Genomic DNA, 24,819 nt, shown 5'->3' with positions numbered 1-24,819 from the left:
GCAGGGTCGCATGCGGCATTTTCTGACCCCTCGTGCGGGCGGTGCGGGCACCGGTCAGCGCGGCAGCGGCGCCAAGCGGGTCAGCTGCGTGACGTGCGCCGGCTCGAGCTCTGCCAGGGTGGCCACCCCGAGCAGGCGCATGGTCCGCTCGATCTCGCTGCGCAGGATCTCGATTGTGCGGTCGACACCTGCACGTCCACCCGCCATCAGCCCGTACAGGTACGCACGGCCGATGAGCGTGAAGTCCGCGCCGAGCGCGACGGATGCCACGATGTCGGCGCCGTTCATGATGCCGGTGTCGACCATCACGGTGAAGTCCTCCCCCACCGCCTTGCGCACCTCGGGCAGCAGGTGGAACGGGATCGGCGCACGGTCGAGCTGGCGGCCACCGTGGTTGGAGAGCACGATGCCGTCCACGCCGGCATCCCGCAGCTGCAGCGAATCCGCCACGCTCTGCACACCCTTGACCACGATCTTGCCCGGCCACAGCTCACGGATCACCGCGAGGTCGTCGTAGCTGATGGTCGGGTCCATCGCGGCATCCAGCAGCTCTCCCACCGTGCCACCCGTGGTGCTCAGCGAGGCGAACTCGAGCTTGGGTGTGGTGAGGAAGTCGAACCACCACCACGGACGCGGAATGGCGTTGATGATCGTGCCGAGCGTGAGCTGCGGAGGGATGCTGAAGCCGTTGCGCTTGTCGCGCAGCCGCGCACCTGCCACCGGCGTGTCCACGGTGAAGTGCAGCGTGTCGAATCCAGCCGCCGCCGCCCGACGGGTCAGCTCGTACGAGATCTCGCGGTCGCGCATGACGTACAGCTGGAACCAGTTGCGTGGGGGAACCGGCGGGTGCGGCTCCTGCAGGCTCGCCTGCTTCACGCTCTCGATGGATGTGGTGCCCAGGGTGGACAGGGTGAACGGGATGCCGGCGGCGGCCGCCGCACCGGCACCGGCGATCTCTCCCTCGGTCTGCATCAGCCGTGTGAAGCCGGTCGGGGCGATGCCGAACGGAAGCGCGGCCGGACCGCCGAGGATCTCGACCGTGGTGTCGACGTCGGGTGCAGGCCGGAGGATGCCGGGGTGGAACTCGACGTCCTGGAACGCCTGTCGCGCCCGCGCGAGCGACAGCTCGCCCTCCGCGGCGCCGTCGGTGTAGTCGAACGCCGCCTTCGGTGTGCGCCGCTTGGCGATGCGGCGCAGGTCGTCGATGGTGAGCGCTGCGTCGAGGCGGCGTCTGCGCCCGTCGAGCACGGGCTTCTTGAACTGCATGAGCTCGAAGAGCTCGGCGGGCTTGGGCAGCTGGCGGGTGACCATCAGCGTTGTCCTCTCGGTTCTCGGATCAATGTTCGGCAGGCACGAGCCCGGCCGCGGTGTAGTAGTCGGTGATATGGGTGCGCACAAGGGCGCGCGCTGCGGCGGTGTCGCCGGCCTCGATCGCGTCGACGATGGCGTGATGCTCCGCGCGCAGACGGGTCGCCATGGCATCCCAGTCCTCGATCCGGTCCGCGCCGGCGCGCACGTAGGACTCGATCGCGGTGCGCAGGCCGGCCATCATCGCGCAGATCACCGTGTTGCCCGACGCTTCGGCGAGCGCGTAGTGCAGCCCGGCATCCAGGGCGAGGAAGTCGGCGGCGGGCAGCTGGTCGGCGCCCATCGCCGCCAGCAGCGCGTGCACGGCGTCGAGGTCGCGGTCGGCGTCTGCGCTCAGCCGCGCGACCACGGCATCCTCGAGCACGATGCGGGTCTGCACGACATCGGCGAGCGGGAAGCCCTGCGCGGCGACCTGCAGGCGCAGCAGCGTGGACATGCCTCCGTCAGGGGTGGCGACGACGATCGCGCCTGCCTGGGGACCGGACCCGGCAGCAGTGCGGATGAGCCCCATGACCTCGAGCACACGCAGCGCCTCACGCACGCTGGAACGCCCCACGCCGAGCTCTGTCGCGAGGTCGCGCTCGGAGGGCAGTCGCTCCCCCGGGCGCAGTCGGCCCTCGAGCAGATCGCTCTCGATGCGCTCGAGCACGGTGCGCCACGCGCGCGGGCTGGCGGTCGTGGCCGGCATCCGTCCTCCTGTGGTCTGACCACAGCATATTCCCTGTGGTCAGACCACGCAAGCACCGCATCCCTCCGAGTCCAGAGGGGTCAATAAGTGCCGCATGGGAGCGCACCCACTCGACACTTTTTGACCCCCCTCCCCCGCGGGCGGCGAGAGTGGGGTCAGGAAGTGTCGGGTGCGCGGGGTGGCATGCGGCGTTTTTTGACCCCCCAGGCACGGGGCGGGGTCGGCGTCAGCCCAGGGCCCCGGCGGACTCGGCGAGGTAGCAGTTGCCGCAGAGGGACTCGTAGGTCACCTCGGCTCCGTCGATCGCCACCTGCGAACCGGCGAACACGAACCGCCCGTCGGCCAGACGCCCGTTGAAGACCGCCTTGCGGCCGCACCGGCAGATCGTCTTGAGCTCCTCGAGCGTGTGCGCGATCGCGAGCAGCCGCGCCGAACCGGGAAACGCATGTGTGCGGAAGTCGTTGCGGATGCCGTAGGCCATCACCGGGATGCCGTCTAGCACCGCGATCCGGAACAGGTCGTCGATCTGCTCGGCGGTGAGGAACTGCGCCTCGTCGACGAGCAGGCAGGCGACATCCCTGGGCCCCGCGGGCAGCAGCTCCTCGGCGGGCTGGGCACGCACCCGCTCGCGCTCCTGTGCGAAGAGCGCCCTGGCGTCGTCGTCCGGTCCGATGAGGAAGTCGACCTCGCGGGTCATCCCCAGCCGGCTCTCGATCTGGGAGGCGCCCTTCGTGTCGATCGCGGGTTTGGCCAGCAGCACCTGCTGACCGCGCTCCTCGTAGTTGTACGCCGCCTGCAGCAGCGCCGTGGACTTGCCGGAGTTCATCGCGCCGTAGCGGAAGTACAGCTTCGCCACGGTCGCGTGCTCAGGCCGTGAGCGAGAGGACGGATGCCGTCGCGCTCATCGACTTCTCGGCCGCAGCGACATCGTCGTTGAGCCGGTGCCCCATGGTGGGGATGAGCTCCTTCAGCGGGCCCTCCCAGTCCGGGTACTGCTCGGGGAAGCAGCGCTTGAGCAGTCCGAGCATGATCGGCACGGCGGTGGATGCGCCCGGGGACGCGCCGAGCAGACCGGCGATGCTGCCGTCCTCGGCGGCGACGACCTCGGTGCCGAACTGCAGCACGCCGCCCTTCTGGGGGTCCTTCTTCATGACCTGCGCGCGCTGGCCGGCCTGGATGAGCTCCCAGTCCTCGTCGTGCGCGGTAGGCACGAAGGTGCGCAGATTGTCGACCTTCTTGCCGTGGCTCTTGAGCAGCTCGCTGATGAGGTAGGTGATGAGATCGGGGTTCGCGAAGGCGACGCGCAGCATGGGCCACAGGTTGTGCGGGCGCACCTGGGTGATGATGTCGAGCATCGACCCGTGCTTGAGGAACTTGGGGCTGAACGTCGCGAACGGCCCGAACATGAGCGACTTCTCGCCGCCGACCACGCGGGTGTCCAGGTGCGGCACCGACATCGGCGGTGCGCCGATGGCCGCCTGCGAGTACACCTTCGCCTGGTGCTGCGAGACGAGCTTCGGATCGGTCGTCTTCAGCCACTGCCCGCCGATCGGGAAGACGCCGTAGCCCTTGATCTCGGGGATGCCGCTGTTCTGCAGCAGCTTCAGCGCCCATCCGCCGGCGCCGACGAACACGAAGCGCGCCTTCACCTGTCCCGGGGTGCGCCCGATCACGTGACGGTACTTCACGAGCCAGCTGCCGTCGTCCTGTCGCTTGAGGCTGCGCACCTCGTGGTTCGTGCGCACCTGGACGCCGGAGGCGGCGAGATGCCCGAACAACTGCCGGGTCAGCGAGCCGAAGTCCACATCGGTGCCGGAGGGAACCCGCGTCGCGGCGAAAGGCTCACCCTTGCGGCGCTTCTGCATCAGCAGGGGCGCCCACTTGTTGATGACGCGCGAGTCCTCGCTGTACTCGATGCCCTCGAACAGCGGCTGCTGCTTGAGCACCCCGTAGCGCGCCTTGAGGAAGGCGACGTCCTTCTCCCCGCGTACGAAGGTCATGTGCGGCACGGAGTTGATGAACGTGGACGGTCCGTCCAGCACACCGCGCTCCACCAGCGTCGACCAGAACTCGCGGCTCTGCTGGAACTGCTCGTTGATCGAGATCGCCTTGGCGGGATCGAGCGAGCCGTCCTTGCCCTGCGGCATGTAGTTCAGCTCGCACAGCGCGGCGTGTCCGGTGCCCGCGTTGTTCCACGGGTTGGAGCTCTCCTCGGCGACGTCGCTGAGTCGCTCGTAGGCGACGATCTTCCAGTCCGGCTGCAGTTCGTGCAGCAGCGTACCCAGCGTGGCGGACATGATGCCCCCACCGATCAGAACGACATCGACGGTTTCAGTCACCCGAACAGTCTAGTCGTCCGGATGGCGGCGGATTTCCGCCTGGCGGATGCCGCGGTGGGCACCGGACGGATGCCGCAGCCGGCGCCTCCGCGCGGCAGCGGCCCGGCGTTCAGACCGCCGTCGGAGTCAGCCGGCGGGTCAGCTCCTCGGCGATCTGCACGGCGTTCAGCGCGGCGCCCTTGCGGAGGTTGTCGTTGCTGATGAAGAGCACCAGTCCCCTGCCCTCGGGTGCGGACTGGTCGGCCCGGATGCGGCCGACGAAACTCGGGTCGTCGCCCGCGGCGCGCAGCGGCGTGGGCACCTCTTCGAGAGCCACGCCGGGAGCGGATGCCAGCACCTCGCGAGCCCGCTCGGGGGTGATGTTGTTCGCGAACTCGGCGTGGATCGACAGCGAGTGACCGGTGAAGACCGGAACGCGCACGCACGTGCCGGCCACGCGCAGCCCGGGCAGCCCGAGGATCTTGCGGCTCTCGTTGCGCAGCTTCTTCTCCTCGTCGGTCTCGTTCTCGCCGTCATCGACGACGGCACCGGCCAGGGGGATCACATCGAAGGCGATCGGGGCGACGTACTTGACCGGGTCGGGGAACGCCACCGCGGATCCGTCGTGGACGAGGCGCAGCGTGTCACCCTGCGCGAGCACAGCCTCGACCTGTCCGAGCAGCTCCTCAGCCCCCGCGATGCCCGAGCCGGAGACCGCCTGGTAGGTGCTCACGATCAGCCGCTCGAGGCCCGCCTCGTCGTGCAGCGCCTTGAGCACGGGCATCGCCGCCATGGTGGTGCAGTTCGGGTTGGCGATGATGCCGCGGGGACGCTCGTCCATGGCATCCGGATTGACCTCACTGACCACCAGCGGCACCTCGGGGTCGGTGCGCCACGCGCTGGAGTTGTCCACGACCACCGCACCGGCCGCGGCGAAGCGCGGCGCGTAGGCGCGGCTGGCGGTGGCGCCGGCCGAGAACAGCGCGATCTCGATGCCGGCCGGATCAGCGGTCTCGACGTCTTCGACGACGACTTCCACGCCCTGGAACTCGATGGTCGTGCCCGCCGAGCGGGCCGATGCGAACAGGCGCAGCTCGCGCACCGGGAACGCACGCTCGGCGAGGATGCCGCGCATGACGGTGCCGACCTGTCCGGTGGCGCCGACGATGGCGATCGAGAATCCTGAATCGGAGATACGGGTCATGAGGGTCCTTGGCGTGAAGGCGGTGCGCCAGGCTCAGCCCCAGGGTGCGGATGCTGCGCCTGGCGCCGATGTCAGGGTTGCGGTGAGTCTACCGGCTGGCCGCCGGTCCTGGTCGCGTCGTTTCACCGCCGGATGTCGCGCGGGTCACGACCGCGTGGCCGACCGGGCTCAGCGACCGGTGCTCACCGACCGGTGCTCACCGACCGGTGCTCAGCGACCGGTGCCGGCGTGGACGACGGCTTCGATCTCGCTGTCGAGGCCGTAGGCGCTGTGCACGGTGCGGGCGGCTTCGGCGATGTCGGTGTCACGCAGCACGACCGAGATGCGGATCTCGGAGGTGGAGATCATCTCGATGTTGATGCCGCCCTCGCTGAGCGCCTCGAACAGGATGGCCGAGACGCCCGAGTGGGTGCGCATGCCCGCGCCGACCACCGACAGCTTGCCGATCTGGTCGTCGTGCAGCAGGTTCTCGAAGCCCACTTCGGACTGCTCGGCGGCGAGCGCCTTGATGGTCGCGGCGGCGTCGGCCTTGGGCACGGTGAAGGAGATGTCGGTGCGTCCGGTCGAAGCCGCCGACACGTTCTGCACGATCATGTCGACGTTCGCGCCCGACTTGGACACGATCTTGAAGATCTCCGCGGCCTTGCCCGGCACATCGGGCACGCCGGCGACGGTGATCTTGGCCTGGCTGAGGTCGGTGGCGACGCCGGCGACGATGGGTTCTTCCATGGCTTCTCCCTCGGTGGCGCGGGGGTTCTTCATGCCCTCGCCGAGAACGTACGTGCCCTCGGCCGACGAGAACGTCGACCGGGCGTGGATGAGCACGCCGTGACGGCGGGCGTACTCGACGGCGCGGATGTAGAGCACCTTGGCGCCGTTGGCGGCGAGTTCGAGCATCTCCTCGCTGGAGACGTGGTCGAGCTTGCGCGCCAGCGGGATGACGCGCGGGTCGGCGGTGAAGATGCCGTCGACGTCGCTGTAGATCTCGCAGACGTCGGCGTTCAACGCGGCCGCGAGGGCGACGGCGGTCGTGTCGGAGCCGCCACGGCCCAGAGTGGTGATGTCGCGGGTGTCGCGGTTGAACCCCTGGAAGCCGGCGACGATGACGATCGCGCCCTCGTCGAGCGCCTCGCGCACGCGAACGGGGGTGACGTCGACGATGCGCGCCTTGCCGTGGTGGGAGTCGGTGATCATGCCGGCCTGACTGCCGGTGAACGAGCGCGCCTCGAAGCCCATCGAGTGGATGGTCATCGCCAGCAGCGCCATCGAGATGCGCTCACCGCTGGAGAGCAGCATGTCGAGCTCGCGCGGGGCGGGGATCGGGGCGACCTCGTGCGCCAGCTCCAGCAGCTCGTCGGTGGTGTCGCCCATGGCGCTCACCGCGACCACGACGTCGTGCCCCGCGCGACGCGTGTCGACGATGCGCTTGGCGACGCGTTTGATGCTCTCCGCATCGGCGACGGACGAACCGCCGTACTTCTGCACGATCAGGGCCACGATCACTCCCGAGGACGGTGGGCGGATCCGCCCACCGATATTGTACGGACGGCCCGGATGCCGTTCACCGTATGTGACGTGCGGGTGAGCGCCGCTCAGAGCTCAGCGGCGCGAGGGCGCAGGCGACCGCCGGTCGCGGCGAACCAGCATCCGACCAGCACCACCGGGAACCCGATCAGCAGGCCCGGTGTCATCGGCTCGGCCACCAGGACGGTGCCCAGCACGATCGCGACGATGGGGTTGATGTAGGTGAACAGCGGCGCACGCACCGGGCCGACTTCCCGGATGAGGGCGAAGAAGGCGACGAAGGCGAGCGCCGTGCACACCACGCCGAGCAGCAGCAGCGCCGCCGTGGAGCGCACCGTGGGCGGGTCGTGCTGGGTGAGCAGCGCCGGCGGCAGGTATCCGATCCCGATCGCGAACAGGGCGAGCGTGATCGTGCCGATGGAGGGCACGTCGTGCAGCTTGTGCGCGATGATGAACGGCGCGATCGCGTACAGCACGGCGGTGAGCATGATCTCGCCGATCGCGAGGACGCTGCCCGGCTCGTGCGGGAACAGCCCGGGACCGGCGACGACGACGGCCACGCCGGCGAAGCCCAGCAGCAGTCCGCCCAGTCGCACCGGGGCGAGCGCGGAGCGGTCGCCGCGCAGCAGGGCGATGATGACCGCGAACAGCGGCACCGTCGACACGAGCAGCCCGGTCAGGCCGGAGGGCAGCTGCGTCTCGGCGTGGCTGAGCAGCAGGAACGGTCCCGCCATCTCGACCAGACCGAAGGCCAGCACCCACGGCCAGTGCCGCCACGCCGCGCGCAGAGCGCCGCTGCGCAGCGCGAACGGCAGCAGCACCAGTCCGCCCAGCAGGGTGCGCCCGGCGACCACCGCCGGCGGGGAGTACGAGTGCACGGCCTCCTTGATCAGCAGGTAGGTGATGCCCCAGACGAACGCCATGACGGCGAACAGGATCCAGCCGCGGCGCGTGAATCCCGTGTGGGCGGCGCTCACAGGCGCCGGCGTCCCTCGAATGCCCGCCCCAGTGTCACCTCATCGGCGTACTCCAGGTCGCCGCCGACGGGAAGGCCGGATGCCAGCCGCGAGACGGTGATCGACATGCTGGTGAGCAGTCGGCTGAGGTAGCTGGCGGTCGCCTCGCCTTCGAGATTGGGGTTGGTGGCGAGGATGACCTCCTGCACGGTGCCGTCGGCCAGCCTGGTCATCAGCTGCGCGATGCGCAGATCGTCGGGGCCCACCCCGGCGATCGGGCTGATCGCCCCGCCGAGCACGTGGTACAGCCCTCGGAACTCGCGGGTGCGCTCGATCGCGGCGACGTCCTTGGCATCCTCGACCACGCAGATCAGCTCGGGGTTGCGGCGCGGGTCGCGGCAGATCGCGCAGCGGTCCTGCTCGGAGACGTTCCCGCACACCTCGCAGAAGCGCACCCGTGCGCGCACCTCGGTGAGCAGCTCCGACAGGCGCGCCACATCGAAGGAGGGCGTCTGCAGGATGTGGAACGCGATGCGCTGTGCGGACTTCGGGCCGATCCCGGGCAGCCGGCCGAACTCATCGATCAGCTCCTGGACGATGCCGTCGTACATCAGTTGAACCTCGTCGGGGGCTGGTAGGGCTCCTCGCGAAGGAACTTCGCGCCGAGCACCTGGCGGATCACGGCTTCCCCGCGTCGCTCCACGCCGTCCGAGGCGGGGCGGGCGGCAGCGGCCGGCGGGGTCGCCATGGCGGCGGGGCCGGTCGGCTCGGCCGCGCTGGGCAGGGGCGCGACGACCTCGGATGTGGACGGCGCGGCGTGTGGTGCCGTAGGGCGGGTGGGCGCGGGTGCGCCGCCGGCGCCGCGCGGCTCGTCGTACTCCGGGTCGTAGGGCGGCTCGTCGTGGTACGGTGGGTGATCGTCGTACGGCGCTGCATCGATCTCGCCGTCACGGGGAGCGACGGGAGCGGATGCTGCCGCCTCGAGCTCCGCCGGCTCCTCGTCGACGGGGAACTGCGGAGCGGGCGGCTCGGCGACCAGCGTCGACACCGCGGATGCCGGGACGGAGTCGGGCGCAGATGCGGGGGCGGAGTCGGGCGCAGAGATCGGAATCGGGGCGACTGCCCACTCGGTGACCGCGGCCGACGCCGGGCGGCCCGAGTGCGCGGACGCCTCGCCGGCGGACCGGCCCGAAGCGGTGTCGAGCGACTGGGGACCGCTCATCGGATTGGCCCATCCGGCAGCCGGCGCGTCATCGCCCTGGGCGCTGCCCGTGGTCTGTCCGTTGGGCCCGGCGCTCTGCCCGGCTGCGCTCTGCCCGGCGGGCGCCGCAGGTTCCGAGGGCCGCGGTGCGCCTCCCCCGCCGGAGGGCAGCGGTGCGGGACGGTACTTCACCGTGACCCCGAGCTCCTGCTCGATGGCGCCGCGCAGATGGTCGGAGGGGCCGCTGCCGGGTACGGTGCCCTTGAAGCGGGAGAGGTCGGCGGGACTGGAGAAGCCCAGCGTCAGCACGCTGCCCGTCTCGTCGAACGCGAGCGGCTGGACGGCCGTCACCATCAGCCACGCCGCTCGGCTGACCGTCTCGAGGCGCTTGAGCACGGCCGGCCAGGCGGCCGTGAGCCGCTCGAAGGTCACCGGACCGCTCGGCGCACCCGACTGTGCCGGGGCGGACGCGACCGGCGCTGATTCCGACGCGGGCGCGGACTCGGAAGCCGGTGCGGATTCGGATGTCGTCGGGGATTCGGATGCCGGTGCGGCGGGCTCCACTCGTGCGGTGGATTCGTCGCGCGAGGCCGGTTCCCGGATCGGGTCCGCTATCACCGGCGCAGTGGGCGCCTCCTTCGGCGCGGCCGCCGGCTCAGCTGCACGGCCCGGCGCGGCCGCCGGCGCAGCTGCACGGCCCGGCGCGGCCGCCGGCGCAGCTGCACGGCCCGGCGCGGTCGCCGGCTCAGCTGCACGGCCCGGCGCGGTCTGCGGCTCAGCCGCCGGCGCGCCGTTGGCATCCGTCTGCACCGCGGCGAGCACCCGCGCCACCATGAGCTCGAGATGCAGGCGCGGGGAGGTCGCCCCGGTCATGTCGTCGAGGGCCTGGCTGACCAGATCGGCGGTGCGCGAGAGCCGGGCTGCACCGAACGCGCTCGCCTGCTCGCGCATCCGCTGCATCTCGTCGGCGGGGATGCCGCGCAGCACCGCCGACGCTCCCTCGCCGACGGCGTCGATCACGATGAGATCCCGCAGCCGCTCGAGCAGGTCGTCCACGAAGCGGCGCGGGTCCTGGCCGGTCTGCACCACACGATCGACGGCGGGGAAGGCGGCAGCCGCGTCGCCTGCCGCGAGCGCCGCAACGATCTCGTCGAGCAGCGCGGCATGGGTGTAGCCGAGCAGCGCCACGGCGCGCTCGTAGGTCACGTTCCCCTCATCCGACCCTGCGATCAGCTGGTCCAGCAGCGAGAGGGTGTCGCGCGGCGAGCCGCCCCCGGCGCGCACGACGAGGGCCAGCACGCCCTGTTCGACCTGCACCCCCTCCTCCTCGCACAGCTTCTCGACGTACTCGAGCATCGCCGCCGGCGGCACCAGCCGGAACGGGTAATGGTGCGTGCGCGAGCGGATCGTGCCGAGCACCTTCTCGGGCTCGGTGGTCGCGAAGATGAACTTCACGTGCGCAGGCGGTTCCTCGACCAGCTTGAGCAGGGCGTTGAAGCCCTGCGGGGTGACCATGTGCGCCTCGTCGAGGATGAAGATCTTGTACCGGTCGCGGCTGGGCGCGAAGGTGGCGCGCTCGCGCAGATCTCGGGCGTCGTCGACGCCGTTGTGGCTGGCGGCGTCGATCTCGACCACGTCGAGAGAGCCGCCGCCCGAGCGCGACAGCTCGACGCAGCTCGGGCAGACGCCGCACGGGGTGTCGGTCGGCCCTTCAGCGCAGTTCAGGCAGCGCGCCAGGATGCGCGCCGAGGTGGTCTTGCCGCACCCGCGGGGACCGGAGAACAGATACGCGTGTCCGACGCGGTCTCCGCGCAGCGCGGTCATGAGCGGATCGGTCACCTGGGACTGGCCGATCATCTCCCCGAACGACTCGGGCCGATAGCGGCGGTAGAGGGCTGTCGTCACCCATCCAGCCTACGGCGTGCCGCCGACATCCGGATGCCGTCGTCGGCCGCCGGATCAGTCCTCGTACGCCTCGATGATGGGGATCGACGTGCTTGTGACCGGCACGGACGCCGACAGGCGCGTGCCGTCGTCGCGACGCGCATCCTCGATCTGACGCAGGGTGGGCCGTCCGTGTCGCACCGGGCCCTGATCGGCGAGCGCCACGATGGCCGCCTCCCCCACCGAGGCCCGCTGCGCGGCGCCGCGTACCGTGAACATCACCGGCTCCCCCTCGCGCACCTCCACGCGCAGGGCGTCCGCGGTGACGGTCACCTGCAGACGCGAGCCGTGCCACTGCAGCAGGTAGGTCAGTTCGGGCCAGTCGGCGGGCAGGCGCGGGTCGAAGCTCAGCGCGCCGTCGTGGTCGCGCATGCCCCCGAAACCGCTCACCAGAGCCGTCCAGATGCCGCCGGTGGAGGCGACGTGCACGCCGTCGGCGGCGTTGCTGTGCAGATCGCCGAGGTCGACGAACAGTCCCTGCTCGAAGTACTCCCTGGCGAGATCCTGGTAGCCGACCTCGGCCGCCATGATCGACTGCACCACGGCCGAGAGCGTGGAGTCGCCCGTGGTCAGCGGGTCGTAGTAGTCGAAGTCAGCGAGCTTCTCCTCGTCGGTGAAGTGATTGCCCTGCAGGAACAGAGCGAGCACCACATCGGCCTGCTTGAGCACCTGGAAGCGGTAGATGACCAGCGGGTGGTAGTGCAGCAGCAGCGGCCGCATGCTCGCCGGGGTCCCCTCCAGGTCCCACACCTCGCGCTCGAGGAAGAAGGCGTCCTGCGGGTGGATGCCCAGCGCATCGCTGTACGGGATGTGGATGGCCTCGGCCGCGCGCATCCACGCCTCGCGCTCGCCGGCATCCAGTCCGGTGCGGTCGACCAGTGCCGCGTACGCCGGGGGATCGTCCGCGGCCATCTCCTGGACCACGCGCGCGGCGAAGCGCAGGTTGTAGCGCGCCATGACATTGGTGAACAGGTTGTCGTTGACGACCGTGGTGTACTCGTCCGGCCCGGTCACCCCGTGGATGTGGAAGGTAGAGTCCCCGTTGGTGCCGCGCCAGAATCCCAGCGTGGCCCACAGCCGTGCCGTTTCGACGGCGATATCGGCCCCCTCCCGGCGCAGGAAATCCCGGTCGCCGGTCGCGAGGACGTACTTGCCCAGGGCGAAGCTCACGTCGGCGTTGATGTGGTACTGCGCGGTGCCGGCGGCGTAGTACGCCGACGCCTCCTCGCCGTTGATGGTGCGCCAGGGGAACAGCGCGCCCGCCTCATTCAGCTGGGCGGCCCGTCGTCGCGCTGCCGGCAGCATCATCACCCTGGCCCGCAGCGCGTTCTTCGCCCATTGCGGCGAGGTGTAGGTGAGGAAGGGCAGCACGTAGATCTCGGTGTCCCAGAAGTAGTGGCCGCTGTACCCCGACCCGGTCAGCCCCTTCGCGGGCACGCCGTTGCCGTCCGCGCGGGCGGCGGCCTGAGCGAGCTGGAACAGGCACCAGCGGATCGCCTGCTGCAGGTCGTCATGACCGGCGATGCGCACGTCGGAGCGGTCCCAGAATGCGCGCAGCCATTCGCGCTGTCCCTCGAACAGCGCATCCACGCCCTCCACGCCGACCCGGTCCAGCGAGCGGCGGCAGCGGTCGACCAGTTCGCGCGGCGGCACGCCACGGGACGTGTGGTAACTGACGATCTTGCTGATGCGAATGGGTACGCCCGCCTTGGCCTGCACGCGGAAGACGTTCTTGGCGATGTCGGGCTCGACCAGCGAACGGGCGCTGTAGTCGTTCTCGGTCTCGATGATGTGATCGGCCAGCACGGCCACGGTCATGCCGGAGTCGGCCACGCGGTACGACAGCGCCGAGCGCAGGCCGTCCTGCCAGTACTCCACCGGCAGCAGCACGCGCTCGCTGATCTTCTCGGCCTTACGCGGATCGAATCCGGCGGCACCCGTGGTGCGCGACACCATCGGGTCGCCGGCGTAGATGCCCGCACCGTCCTGCCGGTTCAGCAGCTGGCAGCTGATGGTCACCGGTGCGTCCGCGTTCTCGACGGTTAGCTCCAGTCGCAGCACGGCCAGATGACGCTCGTCGAAGCTCACCATGCGCTCGTCGCGCATCCGCACGCGCTTGCCCGACGGCGTCACCCACACCACGTTGCGCTCCAGCACGCCGGTGCGCATGTCCAGGCTGCGGGAGTACTCGTGCACCTCCATCTCGTCGAACGACAGCGGCTCGTCGTCGATGTAGACGCGCATCACCTTCGCATCCGGTGCGTTGATGATCGTCTGGCCGACTTCTGCGAATCCGTACGCCTGCTCTGCGTGACGGATCGGCCAGGTCTCGTGCAGCCCGTTGATGAACGTGCCGTGCTCGTGTGCGCCACGGCCCTCGATGTGGTTGCCGCGCAGTCCCAGGTAGCCGTTGCCCACCGCGAAGATGGTCTCGGACACACCGCCCTCGTCGTATCTCGCCTCGATCAGACGCCAGGGGTCGACGGGGTAGCGGTCGCGGTCGATCATGCTCTCTCCGGGTGAGGTGGGTGGGCGCGCGGGCAGAGTCGGGCGCGCGGCAGGTTCAGGGTGCGTGCAGGCGGGTGTTCAGCGGCCGTCGGCGTCGGGCAGCAGACGGGCGAGGTCATCGACGATACAGGTCGCGCCGGCCTCGCGCAGCGCGTCGCTGCCGGCCCCGCGGTCCACACCGACGACGGCCCCGTACCCGGCGGCGGCCGCCGAGGCGACGCCCGAGACGGCATCCTCCACCGCTACGGCGGCAGCAGGGTCGACGTCGAGCATCCGCGCGCCATCGAGGAACATGTCGGGAGCGGGCTTCGAGGCGAGATGGTCGCGTTCGGCGACGAGTCCGTCGACGACGACGCGGAAGAAGTCGCGGATGCCGGCGCTGTCGAGCACCTCCCCCGCATTCTTCGAGCTCGAGACGACCCCCATCGGCACGCCCGCGTCGCGCAGGCTCTCCAGCAGCGCGCGCGAGCCGTCGAAGGCGGCGATCCCCTCGCTGCGCAGCACCGCGATGAACGCCGCGTTCTTGCGGTTGCCGACGCCGCAGATCGTCTCTGCCTCGGGTGAGTCATCGACCTGGCCCCACGGGATCTCGACGTTGCGGCTGCGCAGCAGGCTCGCGACGCCGTCATAGCGCTTCTTGCCGTCGACGTAGGCGAAGTAGTCGGCGTCGGTGTACGGCGTCTCGATGCCCCACTTGGCGAAGACCTCGTCGAACACCTTCTGCCAGGCGCGCATGTGCACCTCGGCGGTCGGGGTGAGCACGCCGTCGAGGTCGAAGAGCACCCCGGCGGCGCGATGCAGGTCGGGAAGCGCTTGTGTCACGGGATCTCCAGAGTCAGGGGTGGACGGAATCGGGCGTGCCGGAGTCTTGCGGGCAGTGCGTTGGGAGTCCTGCCTGCGCGGCCGGGCGGGCGCATACCAGCCTAGTGAGGCCGACGCGCGTGCGATGCGATCCTCAGATGACCGACAGGGTCTGGCGCGCGATCTCGAGCTCCTCGTCGGTGGGCACCACGAGCACCTCGATCGTGGAGTCGTCCGCGGAGATGCGCCGGATGCCGCGCCCCCGCGCCGCGTTGCGCTCGTGGTCCACCCGCACGCCGAGGAATCCCAGGGTGGCGAGCGCGTCCGCGCGGACGTCGGCCGCGTTCTCGCCGACACCCGCGGTGAACACGATGACATCCGCCCCGCCCAGCTGCACGATGTAGGCGCCGAGATAGGCCCGCAGGCGGTGGATGTACACGTCGTAGGCCAGCGTGGCCGGCTCGTCGCCCGTCGCCCGACCGGCGAGTATGTCGCGCATGTCGCTGTGCCCGGCCAGGCCCAGCAGACCGCTGCGCTTGTTGAGCAGGTCGTCCAGGGCGTCGGTGTCCAGCCCCGCACGCCGGGCGAGGTGGAACACCGCGGCAGGATCGATGTCGCCGGTCCGCGTGCCCATCACGAGTCCCTCCAGCGGTGTGAATCCCATCGAGGTCTCCACCGACCGGCCGCCCTCGACGGCGGTCATCGACGCGCCGTTGCCGAGGTGCAGCACGATCTGGCGCAGGTCGGCCGGATCGCGGTCCAGGAACACCGCTGCCGCCGCAGAGACGTACTTGTGGCTCGTGCCGTGGAACCCGTAGCGACGGATGCGGTGCTCGCGTGCGGTGTGCGCCTCGAGCGCGTAGGTGTAGGCCGCGGGTGCGAGCGTCTGATGGAAGGCGGTGTCGAACACCGCGACGTGCGGCACGTTGCGGAAGGTCGCGCGGGCCGCGCGGATGCCGGCCAGGTTCGCGGGATTGTGCAGCGGCGCGAGCACACTGAGGTCCTCGATGTTGATCTCCACCAGAGGGGTGATCACAGTGGGCTCGAAGAATCGCGCGCCGCCGTGCACCACGCGGTGGCCGACCGCCACGGGAGGATTCTCATCGAGGCTCGGTCCGTGCGCGGCGAACTGCTCGAGCATGACGGCGAAGGCCTGGTCGTGGTCGGCGATGGGCCGCTCCTCGGAGTGGCGCACGTCGAGCAGGGCGGGGGCCGGCTGGCCCGGCTCGACGAGCGTGCGCACGACGTGACCGGCGATTCCGGTCGCCTGACCGATCCGCTCGATGAGGCCACTCGCCAGCTCCGTCTCACGCTGCGGATCGATGAGGCTGTACTTCAGCGACGAGGAGCCGCTGTTGATGACGAGGACGACGCTCACGCCTGATCTCCCTGTGCCTGGATCGCGGTGATCGCGACGGTGTTCACGATGTCGTCCACCAGCGCGCCGCGCGAGAGGTCGTTGATCGGACGGTTCAGCCCCTGCAGCACCGGCCCGATCGCGATCGCCCCGGCCGAGCGCTGCACGGCCTTGTACGTGTTGTTGCCCGTGTTCAGGTCCGGGAACACGAAGACGGTCGCCCGCCCGGCGACGGCGGACTCCGGCAGCTTCGTCTTGGCGACCGCCGCATCGGCGGCGGCGTCGTACTGGATGGGTCCCTCGACCGGCAGCGACGGCATCCGCTCGCGCACCAGCGCGGTCGCCGCGCGCACCTTCTCGACGTCGGCTCCGGACCCGGACTCCCCCGTCGAGTACGACAGCATCGCCACCCGCGGCTCGATTCCGAATCGGCGGGCGGTCGCGGCAGAGGAGATGGCGATGTCGGCCAGCTGCGCGCTGGTCGGGTCGGGGATCACCGCGCAGTCGCCGTAGACGAGCACGCGATCCGCGAGAGCCATGAGGAACACGCTGGAGACGACCTCGACGCCGGGTCTGGTCTTGATGATCTCGAACGAGGGACGGATCGTGTGGGCGGTGGTGTGCGCAGCGCCGGAGACCATCCCGTCGGCGAGGCCGAGGTGCACCATCATCGTGCCGAAGTAGGACACGTCGGTGATGGTGTCGGCCGCCTGACGCAGCGTGACGCCCTTGTGCGCGCGCAGTCGCGCGTACTCCTCCGCGAACCGTTCCACCAGCGCGGGGTCGGTCGGGCTGAGCACCTGGGCGGCGGAGAGGTCGAGGCGCAGGGCGGCGGCGCGCGCGCGGATCTCGGCCTCGTCGCCGAGGATGGTCAGATCGGCCATGCCGCGCGCGAGCACGATCGACGCCGCGCGCAGGATGCGATCGTCGCCGCCCTCCGGCAGCACGATCCGCTTGCGCTCGCTGCGCGCACGCTCGATGAGACCGTACTGGAACATCAGCGGCGTGATCACCGTCGACTCGGCCAGCCCCATCTCGATCGTCAGCTCCGAGATGTCTACGTGCTGCTGGAAGAGCCCGAGCGCGGTCTGATAGCGCTGCGTCGACTCGGCGGTCATCCGTCCCCGGGAGGTCATGATCCGCACCGCCGTGTCGTAGGTGCCGAGGTCGGTCGCGATGATCGGGACGGGCAGCTCGACCCCGTCGATCAGCCGCAGGATCGTCTCGGGCAGCTCGAAGGGGCCGTTGAGCACGATGCCGGCGAGCTCGGGGAAGGTTCCGGATGCCGCCGCCAGCACGGTCGCCAGCAGGGTCTCGGTCCGGTCGGCGGCGATGATGACCACGGCGCCTTCGGTGAGCCGGGGCAGCACGTTGACCATCGACATGCCCGCGATGACCACGCTGTACGCCTCGCGGTCGAGCAGCTGCTCCCCGCCGCGCACCAGCCGCCCGTCCACCGCCCGCAGGATTCCGCGCATGGATGGGGCGACCAGCGAGCGCTCCTCGGGGATCGCCCACACCGGGGTGCGCCCGTCCTCTACGCGTTCGATGATCTCGGCGAGCGCGTCGGCCTCCGCGCGGTTGACGATCACCGCGAACAGCTCCGCACGCTCCGCGGCGAGCTGCGCCATCGCGAGCGACGCGATCTGCTGCACCTGCGCGGGGGTGCGGGGCGTGGTCGTGCCCAGCTGCTCGGCCTGGTTCTGGCTGTCGCGACCAGACAGCACCAGCAGCACCGGCACGCCGAGATTCGCCGCGATGCGCGCGTTGTAGCCCAGCTCGGCGGGACCTGCCACGTCGGTGTAGTCGCTGCCGACGACGATCACGGCATCGCACTGGCCCTCGACGGCTTTGAAGCGCTCGACGATCTCGCCGAGCGCGGCCTCCGGGTCGCGGCGCACATCGTCGTACGTGACTCCGATGCAGTCCGCGTAGTCGAGCTGCACCCCGTCGTGCGCCAGGAGCAGCTCCAGCACGGTGTCGCGCTCGTCGCGCGAGCGGGTGATGGGCCGGAACACCCCGACGCGCGGTGACACGCGCATCAGCGCGTCGAGCACGCCGAGCGCGATCGTGGACTTGCCGGTGTGCCCCTCGGCCGACGTGATGTAGATGCTCCGTGCCACCCCCTCAGCCTACTGATGTCGGTTCCGCGGGCGCCGCAGCATCATCCGCCGGAGCAGGACCCCGAGAGGGCATCGACGACCGCCGCCGCGTCATCGGCGAAGCGCGCGTAGTGCTCGCGATCGGCATTGATCTGCACCCGGTTGATGGCGTGCGAGGGCTCGAGGCTCTGCCAGTCGGGCACGCGCTGCAGGCGACGGAAGAACATCGTCGCGGCCGTTGCCGGGTCCATCCGCTCGGCCGAGCTGCCCCACCACTCCTGCTGCTGGAACAATCCGATGCTCGTAGTGCGGCTGCCGTCCGGGTTCGAGACGCGGGACGTCTCCCAGTCGCCGTAGTCGATGTTGCGCAGCGAGCTCTCGCCCATCGCCGCCATCACGGCGAGGATCTGCCCGTCGCGGGCGAAGCCCAGATCGCGCCCGGCGCGCACGATGACGGCGGCGTTCTCGAGCTGCTCGCCACGCCACCCCTGCACGCCGAAGGCGGGATACGTCTGCGGCTCGTCCAGGCAGTAGCCCTCCGGGGCGGGTGCGGTCACGAGGGCCAGCACGGCCAGCAGCCCGGAGGCCACCACCGTGACGGCTGCGGTGATCGCGGCGACCCGCAGGGCTCGGCGACGCGCGCGCCGACGGGCTCGCCCTCGCCGCCGGGCGGCGGTCATGCGCGAATCTCGCGCGGGGCTCTCGGCCCACGGCGCGCGGCGAGAGCGGCGATGCCGCCGCCGACCGCGCCGAACAGATGCGCCTGCCACGACACCCCGGCCGCTGCGCCGAAGATGCCGGTGAGCACCGTCGTGCCGTACAGCACGAGCACGATGAGGGCGATAGCGGCGTAGGCGATGCGATGCGCCCCCGGGCCCGGCGCGAAGACACGCAGCACGATGTAGCCGAAGTAGCCGAAGACGAGCACCGAGGCCCCGACGGTGAGGGTGCCAGGGTCGTTGAGCAGCCAGGTTCCCGCCCCGCCGACAACCGCGACCACGGCGGTGACCGCCCAGAACCGGCCGGCGCCCTCGACGGCGACCAGGCAGCCGAGCACCAGCAGCGGCAGCGTATTGCTGATCAGATGCATCCAGCTGGCGTGCAGCAGCGGGCCGAGCACGAGGCCCGGCAGACTGGCGGGATCCCACGAGCGCAGTCCCCACCCGGTGAACGAGCCGGGCAGCAGGGCGTCGGCGAGATGGATGGCCCACATGAGCGCCAGCAGCAGTACCGGCGCCAGGAAGGGGCCGGCCGACGAGCGGCGCGTGGCGGGGGCGTTCACGACACGATCCTCGCAGAGCATCCGGTGAGCGGGCCGAGCGTCGGCCGGAAGAGAGAAGACTCTCCGCGCACCCGACAGAGCCCGGTTGCCCTTGCTACGTTTCCGTCCTGGGGGATTGGCCTGGATGCCGTCACGCGGAGAGCCGTCGACCAGTCTACCCGAACGCAGCACCGCACCCGGACCGGGCGATCCCGGCCGCCTCCCCGGCCGGCGAACGGCGTTACGATCATCAGACGCACCGTCGCGCACGAGAGGGTCCGCATGCACACCGCGCCGTCGATCACCGCTGAATCGCCCACGCCCGGATCGCTCACCGCCGAGCAGTTCGCCCAGCACACCTCCCGCATCATCTCCTCGGTGTCCTCGGTGATCGACGGCAAGCCCGACGCCGTTCGCAGCGCACTGGTGTGCCTGCTCGCGGAGGGGCACCTGCTGATCGAGGATGTGCCGGGCGTCGGCAAGACCATGCTCGCCAGAGCTCTGGCGGCCAGCGTCGACGCCACCGTGCGCCGCATCCAGTTCACCCCCGACCTGCTGCCCGGAGATGTCACCGGCGTCGCCGTGTACGACCCGGTGCGCCGGGACTTCGAGTTCAAGCAGGGCGCGATCTTCGCGCACATCGTGATCGCCGACGAGATCAACCGCGCCTCGCCCAAGACGCAGTCCGCGCTGCTGGAGGCGATGGAGGAGCACCAGGTCACCGTCGACGGCGCCAGTCACCTGCTGCCAGAGCCGTTCCTCGTGGTCGCCACGCAGAATCCACTGGAGATGGAGGGCACCTACCCTCTGCCCGAGGCGCAGCGCGACCGCTTCATGATGCGCATCTCGATGGGCTACCCGGATGCGGCCGCCGAGACCCTCATGCTGCGCCAGCGCGACCGTGCGAACCCGCTGTCGCGAGTGGGCGCCGTCACCGACGCGGCGACCGTGCGGCTGCTGATCGACTGGGCGCGTCGCGTGCACATCGCCCCCTCGCTCGAGGAGTACGCCGTCGCGCTCGCGCAGGCCACCCGCCAGGACCCCAGTCTGCATCTGGGCGCGAGCCCGCGCGCGACATTGCAGCTCGTGCGCGCGGCGAAGGTGGTGGCCGCTCTCGACAGCCGTGACTACGTGGTTCCCGACGATCTCGCTGATCTCGTGATCCCCGTGTTCGCGCACCGGCTGCTGGCGGCGCGCGGCGTGCACCGCGCCGGTGCGCAGCCGGTCGAGGCGGCGCTGCGCCAGATCGTCTCGCGGGTGCCGGTGCCGTTCGCTGCGCGCGTCTGAGCACCCATGAGCAGCCGTCCGTTCACCGCCCGGGGGGTGGCCTGCCTGCTGTGCGGCATCGTGCTGTGCATCGCCGGCAGTGCACTCGCAGCGCGACCGCTGCTGTACATCGGCGTGCTGCTGAGCGTGCTGCCGCTGCTCAGCCTGCTGTTCGTGCGGGTGCCGCGCCGGCGCGGCGAGGTGTCGCGGCACATCTCGACCGATCTGCTCGCCGTCGGCGAGACGTCGAAGGTGAGTGTGCGCTTCGACCTCTACGCGCCCGGCATCCCGCGTGGCCGCTGGTACGACACCCTTCCCGAGGCAGTGCATGGCGACGCGAGCGGCGAGTACCCCGACGAGACCCGGATGCTGCACTACGAGCTCGAGGGCGTGAGACGGGGCACCGCGACTCTCGGGCCGCTCGTGCTGCGCACGGCGGACCCCTTCGGGCTCGCGCAGCGCACTCAGGCGTTCGGCCAGACCCGGCTGATCACGGTGGTGCCGCAGGTGTTCGCCCTCCTACCGCTGCCCACGAAGGTCGGGGCCGCCGGCGGCACCGCCCAGACCCGCTCGACCCGGCTGGGGCAGGGTGCCGACAACCTCATCCCGCGTCCGTATGCGTCCGGCGACTCCCGCCGCCGCATCCACTGGCGCGCGACGGCTCATCGTGGCGATCTGATGGTGCGCCAGGAGGAGGAGGAGGCGTCACCTGACGCCGTCGTCGTGCTCGACCGCGCCGCCTCGCGGTGGGCTCGTGCGGAAGGGCCCGGTGCAGCGCCGGACGCCCTGTTCGAGACCGCCGTGTCGCTGTGCGCGTCGGCGGCCCTGCGATTCGTGCAGGACGGATACAGCGTCGACGTGCTCGACAGCGCCGGCGTGCTGCTCGGCGCGCTGCGCGGGCACGAGGACGACCGGGACGGGTTGATGGTGGCGCTGGCCAGCGTCGCCCCGCGCGGAGAAGCACGCGATCTGCGTGCGGTCGTCGGGGCAGCGGCGCCGGGCCCGCTCGTCGTGATCACCGGACAGCTGAGCGATGCGGATGCCGACCGGCTGAGCACCGCAGGAGCGGCGGCACCGATGCTCCTCGCCGCCGGTGCGACGCGAGGCGCTCTCGCCGCGGCGGCCGCGCACGGGTGGCACACCGCGGCCTTCGACTCCGGCAGCGACCTCGCCGACGCATGGGCCGCAGCGATCCCCAGCGCGCGGATGACCCATGGCTGAGCGCACGCCGACGCCACCGCGCGCGCCTCGCCCCGGCGGCGCCGCGATCCTCGCCGCCGCGGCCGCGCTCGTCGCGCTGTGGCCGTACACGGGCGCGATCCTGCCGGGAGCGTGGACGTTCGTCGCCGGCGCCATGGTGGTGGTCGCCGCCGTCTCCGGCGCCGTGGCGCGGGCGCTGTCGGCGCGCGCGCGCAGCGGCGCTCGCTCGCTCACCGCGCTGCTGCTGCAGCTGCTGGTGCTCGCCGTCACCGGCACGGTGCTGCTGGCCGCCGAGACCGCGCGCTTCGGGGTGGTCCCCACTGCCGCCACCGCGCAGCTGGTCGGTCTGCGCCTGCAGCGGGCACTGGAGGAGATCTCCGAGGGCGTCGCGCCGATCGCCGCGACGGCGTCGATGACGACGGCCATGGGCCTCGCCTTCGCCGTGGTCGCCGTGCTCATCGATCACCTCCTCGCCCAGCGGCTCATCATGCTGGCTGTGCTGTTCACCTCGGTCGTGGGCGCGGTGCCCATGCTGCTCAGCTTCGGCTCGGTCAACTTCGCGTGGTTCCTGCTGCAGGCGGTGATGATCCTGCTCATCCTGCGCCTCGGTGCACGCCATGACCGCGACAGCCCGCGCCATTCGCCGCTTCTCATGGGGAGCGTGATCGGCACCGCGGCGATCGCGCTCAGCCTCGCGGTCGCCCCCGTGCTGCCGCTGAGCTCGGCCCTGCCAGGGACCGGGCCGATGATGACCGTGAGCGCGAACCTGCGCCTCGGCGACGATCTGCGTCGCCCGGAGGGGGTCGAGGCGCTCACGCTGGTCACCTCGGCGAGCGCCCCTCCGTATCTGCGTCTGGCCACCCTCTCTCGTTTCGACGGCGACATCTGGCGGCCGGACCGCTCGGAGCAGCGACCCGTCGACGAGGGATTCGGCGACCGGCCCTGGCGCGATCCTATCGGCTCGATCGAGCACGAGGTCTCGATCCGCGTCGTCGGGGTGTCCAGCGACCGCCTGCCGGTGCCGTACGCCGCCGAGCGGATCACCGGCCTCGGTCGCGGCTGGCGGGCGATGCCGCTGAACCGCACGGTGCTGAGCGCCACCGAGGACGCCGCCGGCGCCGACTACACCGTGCAGATGGCCGTCCCCGCCCCCACGCTCGAGCAGATCCGCTCGGCCCCCGCTGCCGGTGCGGAGCTGGTGAGCGCCCCCGCGGTCGACCTGCCCCCGGTGATCGGCGAGCTGGCACGCGAGGTGACGGCTGCGGCCGACACGGACTACGACCGCCTCATCGCCCTGCAGACCTGGTTCCGTTCGGAGTTCGAGTACTCGCTGGACGCTCCCGTCGAGGACGGCTTCGACGGGACCGGTGCGGACGCTGTCGCGGAATTCCTCGAGGTGCGCAGCGGCTACTGCATCCATTTCGCCGGAGCCTTCGCTCTCATGGCTCAGACGCTGGACATGCCCGTGCGCATCGTGGTGGGCTATCTTCCCGGCACCGCCACCGACGAGAAGCGTGGCGATGACCGCGTGTACTCCGTCTCCAGCGACCAGCTGCACTCGTGGCCCGAGGTCTTCTTCTCCGGAATCGGATGGGTGCCGTTCGAGCCGACCGCGACGCTGGGCACGCCCACCGAGTTCGCCTCGGCGGCAGCCGGTGGCGGCGGCGAGGCGCCGACGGCCCCGCAGCCGTCATCGGCGGCCAGTCCCGCACCTTCGTCGTCGCCCGGCGCCGGTCCGGACCGCCGGGATGAGGGCGCGGACACCGGCAACGGCGCGGCGCTGCGCCGGCTCGACCCGACGCCGGTCGTGCTGGGCGGAGCGGCAGCGCTGATCGTGCTGCTGCTGCCGGCCGTGGTCCGCGCGGTGCGCCGCATGCGCAGACTCGAGCGCGCCCGGCACGGTGATGCGCTGAGCGCCTGGCAGGAGCTGACCGACACGATCATCGACCTCGGGCTGCCGATGCACGAGGCGGAGACCGCCAGAGTGCGGGCCCGGGTGCTCGTCGACGCCCGCGGCGCCGACCCCGACGCGCTGCACATGCTCGTGGACGGCGTCGAACGGCGCAGCTACGCCGAGCGGATGCCGGATGGCGATGACCTGAGCGCGCCGCTGAAGCAGGTGCTCGCGCGACTGGAGGCGGGCGTCAGCGGCCGGCGCCGGCTGACGGCGCGACTGGTGCCGCGCTCGCTGTTGCCCCGACGGTAGGCCGGGCGGTCGCGTCGGCGCCGCCGTGATCCCGGCAGCGGACACTCTCGCACGCCTCGCAGACGACGAATTGGCGCCGGCACGAGGGGTCCGGGCAGTTCGCGGTACGGCTCGTCGCCGCCCCGCATCCGGCGCACGTGCCGATCACGGCGGGGCTGTCGCTGAATGCGACGGAGCCGCGGCGGTCGAACACGTACAGCGAGCCCTGCCACAGCCCCTCATCGCCGTACTTCTCGCCGTAGCGCACGATGCCGCCGTCGAGCTGGTACACCTCGCCGAAGCCGCGCGCGACCATCAGGCTCGAGAGCACCTCGCAGCGGATGCCGCCCGTGCAGTACGTCACGACCGGCCGGTCCTTGAGATGGTCGTAGACGCCGTCGTCGAGCAGCCGCACGAAGTCGCGGGTGGTCTCGGTCGGCGGCACGATGGCATCCCGGAATCGGCCGATCTCAGCCTCGAGCGCATTGCGGCCGTCGAAGAAGACGACCTCGTCCCCTCGATCGGCGACCAGCCGGTGCACCTGCTCAGGGTCGAGGCGAGCGCCTCCGCCCACCACGCCATCCGCGTCGACGCGAAGCTCCCCGGGGGCACCGAACGAGACGATCTCGTCGCGCACCTTCACACTGAGCTTGGGGAAATCCGTGCTGTACCCGCGCGCGTCGAGGGCGCTGCCCTCGCTCCATTTGATGTCGGCGTCGGCGAACGCCGGATGCTGGCGGAACCGGCGCACCCACTTCTTCACCGCGGGCAGGTCGCCCCCCAGGGTGCCGTTGATGCCCTGCGCGGAGATGAGCACCCGGCCGCGCAGCTTGAGCGCTTCACCGAGGTCGCGCTGCCAGAGCCGGATCGCCTGCGGATCGGCGAGCGGCGCGAACGCGTAGAACAGCACGATCTTGGCGGTGGGCACCAGGCGAT

Annotated in this window: 19 protein-coding genes and 1 other RNA gene; 3 read left to right on the top strand and 17 right to left on the bottom strand. The window is 70.9% G+C overall.

Going from position 1 to position 24,819, the window contains the following annotated elements; all coding sequences use genetic code 11:
* Window positions 1-54 precede the first annotated feature (54 nt).
* The 16 genes from WFG93_RS11300 to ffs form a co-directional block, all read right to left on the bottom strand.
* Window positions 55-1,311 (bottom strand): alpha-hydroxy acid oxidase, encoded by a 1,257-nt coding sequence (locus WFG93_RS11300; protein WP_336646441.1) that lies wholly within the window; start codon window positions 1,309-1,311, stop codon window positions 55-57.
* Window positions 1,312-1,336: 25 nt separating this feature from the next.
* Window positions 1,337-2,056 carry a FadR/GntR family transcriptional regulator gene (locus tag WFG93_RS11295; protein ID WP_336646440.1) on the bottom strand — a complete coding sequence of 240 codons (720 nt, stop codon included), beginning with the start codon at window positions 2,054-2,056 and terminating at the stop codon, window positions 1,337-1,339.
* Between the two features lie 226 nt (window positions 2,057-2,282).
* Complete coding sequence (locus tag WFG93_RS11290; protein WP_336646439.1) at window positions 2,283-2,912, bottom strand: thymidine kinase; 630 nt, start codon at window positions 2,910-2,912, stop codon at window positions 2,283-2,285.
* A gap of 10 nt (window positions 2,913-2,922) precedes the next feature.
* Entirely contained in the window at window positions 2,923-4,395 is a 1,473-nt protein-coding gene (locus WFG93_RS11285; protein ID WP_336646438.1) for a malate:quinone oxidoreductase, read from the bottom strand.
* 109 nt (window positions 4,396-4,504) lie between these two features.
* Window positions 4,505-5,578, bottom strand: coding sequence for an aspartate-semialdehyde dehydrogenase (locus WFG93_RS11280; RefSeq protein ID WP_336646437.1), 1,074 nt, complete (start codon window positions 5,576-5,578; stop codon window positions 4,505-4,507).
* A gap of 210 nt (window positions 5,579-5,788) precedes the next feature.
* Complete coding sequence (locus WFG93_RS11275) at window positions 5,789-7,075, bottom strand: aspartate kinase (RefSeq protein ID WP_336646436.1); 1,287 nt, start codon at window positions 7,073-7,075, stop codon at window positions 5,789-5,791.
* A 95-nt stretch (window positions 7,076-7,170) separates the two neighbouring features.
* Window positions 7,171-8,079 carry a DMT family transporter gene (locus WFG93_RS11270; protein WP_336646435.1) on the bottom strand — a complete coding sequence of 303 codons (909 nt, stop codon included), beginning with the start codon at window positions 8,077-8,079 and terminating at the stop codon, window positions 7,171-7,173.
* The gene (gene recR / locus WFG93_RS11265) at window positions 8,076-8,669 is read right to left on the bottom strand and encodes a recombination mediator RecR (RefSeq protein ID WP_071643765.1); all 594 of its coding nucleotides are present in this window, start codon (window positions 8,667-8,669) and stop codon (window positions 8,076-8,078) included. The genes WFG93_RS11270 and recR overlap by 4 nt, the downstream gene beginning before the upstream one ends.
* Window positions 8,669-11,164, bottom strand: coding sequence for a DNA polymerase III subunit gamma and tau (locus WFG93_RS11260; RefSeq protein WP_336646434.1), 2,496 nt, complete (start codon window positions 11,162-11,164; stop codon window positions 8,669-8,671). The genes recR and WFG93_RS11260 overlap by 1 nt, the downstream gene beginning before the upstream one ends.
* A gap of 54 nt (window positions 11,165-11,218) precedes the next feature.
* On the bottom strand, window positions 11,219-13,711 hold the full coding sequence (locus tag WFG93_RS11255; RefSeq protein ID WP_336646433.1) for a glycoside hydrolase family 65 protein: 2,493 nt from the start codon (window positions 13,709-13,711) through the stop codon (window positions 11,219-11,221).
* A gap of 78 nt (window positions 13,712-13,789) precedes the next feature.
* A complete protein-coding gene (locus tag WFG93_RS11250; RefSeq protein ID WP_336646432.1) occupies window positions 13,790-14,533 on the bottom strand; it encodes a beta-phosphoglucomutase family hydrolase in 744 nt (247 codons plus the stop codon).
* 133 nt (window positions 14,534-14,666) lie between these two features.
* On the bottom strand, window positions 14,667-15,890 hold the full coding sequence (locus WFG93_RS11245) for an acetate/propionate family kinase (RefSeq protein WP_336646431.1): 1,224 nt from the start codon (window positions 15,888-15,890) through the stop codon (window positions 14,667-14,669).
* On the bottom strand, window positions 15,887-17,992 hold the full coding sequence (pta, locus tag WFG93_RS11240) for a phosphate acetyltransferase (protein ID WP_336646430.1): 2,106 nt from the start codon (window positions 17,990-17,992) through the stop codon (window positions 15,887-15,889). The genes WFG93_RS11245 and pta overlap by 4 nt, the downstream gene beginning before the upstream one ends.
* A gap of 41 nt (window positions 17,993-18,033) precedes the next feature.
* Entirely contained in the window at window positions 18,034-18,651 is a 618-nt protein-coding gene (locus tag WFG93_RS11235) for a hypothetical protein (protein ID WP_336646429.1), read from the bottom strand.
* Window positions 18,648-19,253, bottom strand: coding sequence for a rhomboid family intramembrane serine protease (locus tag WFG93_RS11230; RefSeq protein WP_336646428.1), 606 nt, complete (start codon window positions 19,251-19,253; stop codon window positions 18,648-18,650). Before WFG93_RS11230 ends, WFG93_RS11235 begins: the two co-directional genes overlap by 4 nt.
* A 51-nt stretch (window positions 19,254-19,304) precedes the next feature.
* Window positions 19,305-19,400, bottom strand: an RNA gene (gene ffs, locus WFG93_RS11225) — signal recognition particle sRNA small type.
* Between the two features lie 114 nt (window positions 19,401-19,514).
* Between ffs and WFG93_RS11220 the strand changes: the two genes are divergently transcribed.
* Genes WFG93_RS11220 through WFG93_RS11210 form a run of 3 tightly spaced genes read left to right on the top strand, consistent with a single transcriptional unit; the run spans window position 19,515 to window position 23,904 of the window.
* Window positions 19,515-20,519: an AAA family ATPase gene (locus WFG93_RS11220; protein WP_336646427.1), complete on the top strand. Its 1,005-nt coding sequence runs from the start codon at window positions 19,515-19,517 to the stop codon at window positions 20,517-20,519.
* Between the two features lie 6 nt (window positions 20,520-20,525).
* Complete coding sequence (locus tag WFG93_RS11215) at window positions 20,526-21,719, top strand: DUF58 domain-containing protein (protein ID WP_336646426.1); 1,194 nt, start codon at window positions 20,526-20,528, stop codon at window positions 21,717-21,719.
* Entirely contained in the window at window positions 21,712-23,904 is a 2,193-nt protein-coding gene (locus tag WFG93_RS11210) for a transglutaminase family protein (protein ID WP_336646425.1), read from the top strand. The genes WFG93_RS11215 and WFG93_RS11210 overlap by 8 nt, the downstream gene beginning before the upstream one ends.
* Here WFG93_RS11210 and trhO read toward each other — a convergent pair.
* Window positions 23,843-24,811 (bottom strand): oxygen-dependent tRNA uridine(34) hydroxylase TrhO, encoded by a 969-nt coding sequence (gene trhO, locus WFG93_RS11205; protein ID WP_336646424.1) that lies wholly within the window; start codon window positions 24,809-24,811, stop codon window positions 23,843-23,845. The genes WFG93_RS11210 and trhO overlap by 62 nt on opposite strands.
* Between the last annotated feature and the right edge of the window lie 8 nt (window positions 24,812-24,819).

Source organism: Microbacterium sp. USHLN186, from assembly GCF_037145155.1.
Classification (GTDB): Bacteria; Actinomycetota; Actinomycetes; order Actinomycetales; family Microbacteriaceae; genus Microbacterium.
Note: the sequence above shows the minus strand (reverse complement) of the source record. Positions and strands in the feature narration are given on the sequence as shown.

Bases quoted from the DNA above. Each gene is read 5' to 3' on its own strand.
- WFG93_RS11300 (WP_336646441.1), bottom strand. From the start codon at position 1,311: ATGGTCACCCGCCAGCTGCCCAAGCCCGCCGAGCTCTTCGAGCTCATG.
- WFG93_RS11295 (WP_336646440.1), bottom strand. From the start codon at position 2,056: ATGCCGGCCACGACCGCCAGCCCGCGCGCGTGGCGCACCGTGCTCGAG.
- WFG93_RS11280 (WP_336646437.1), bottom strand. From the start codon at position 5,578: ATGACCCGTATCTCCGATTCAGGATTCTCGATCGCCATCGTCGGCGCC.
- recR (WP_071643765.1), bottom strand. From the start codon at position 8,669: ATGTACGACGGCATCGTCCAGGAGCTGATCGATGAGTTCGGCCGGCTG.
- WFG93_RS11255 (WP_336646433.1), bottom strand. From the start codon at position 13,711: ATGATCGACCGCGACCGCTACCCCGTCGACCCCTGGCGTCTGATCGAG.
- WFG93_RS11235 (WP_336646429.1), bottom strand. From the start codon at position 18,651: ATGACCGCCGCCCGGCGGCGAGGGCGAGCCCGTCGGCGCGCGCGTCGC.
- WFG93_RS11220 (WP_336646427.1), top strand. From the start codon at position 19,515: ATGCACACCGCGCCGTCGATCACCGCTGAATCGCCCACGCCCGGATCG.
- WFG93_RS11215 (WP_336646426.1), top strand. From the start codon at position 20,526: ATGAGCAGCCGTCCGTTCACCGCCCGGGGGGTGGCCTGCCTGCTGTGC.
- WFG93_RS11210 (WP_336646425.1), top strand. From the start codon at position 21,712: ATGGCTGAGCGCACGCCGACGCCACCGCGCGCGCCTCGCCCCGGCGGC.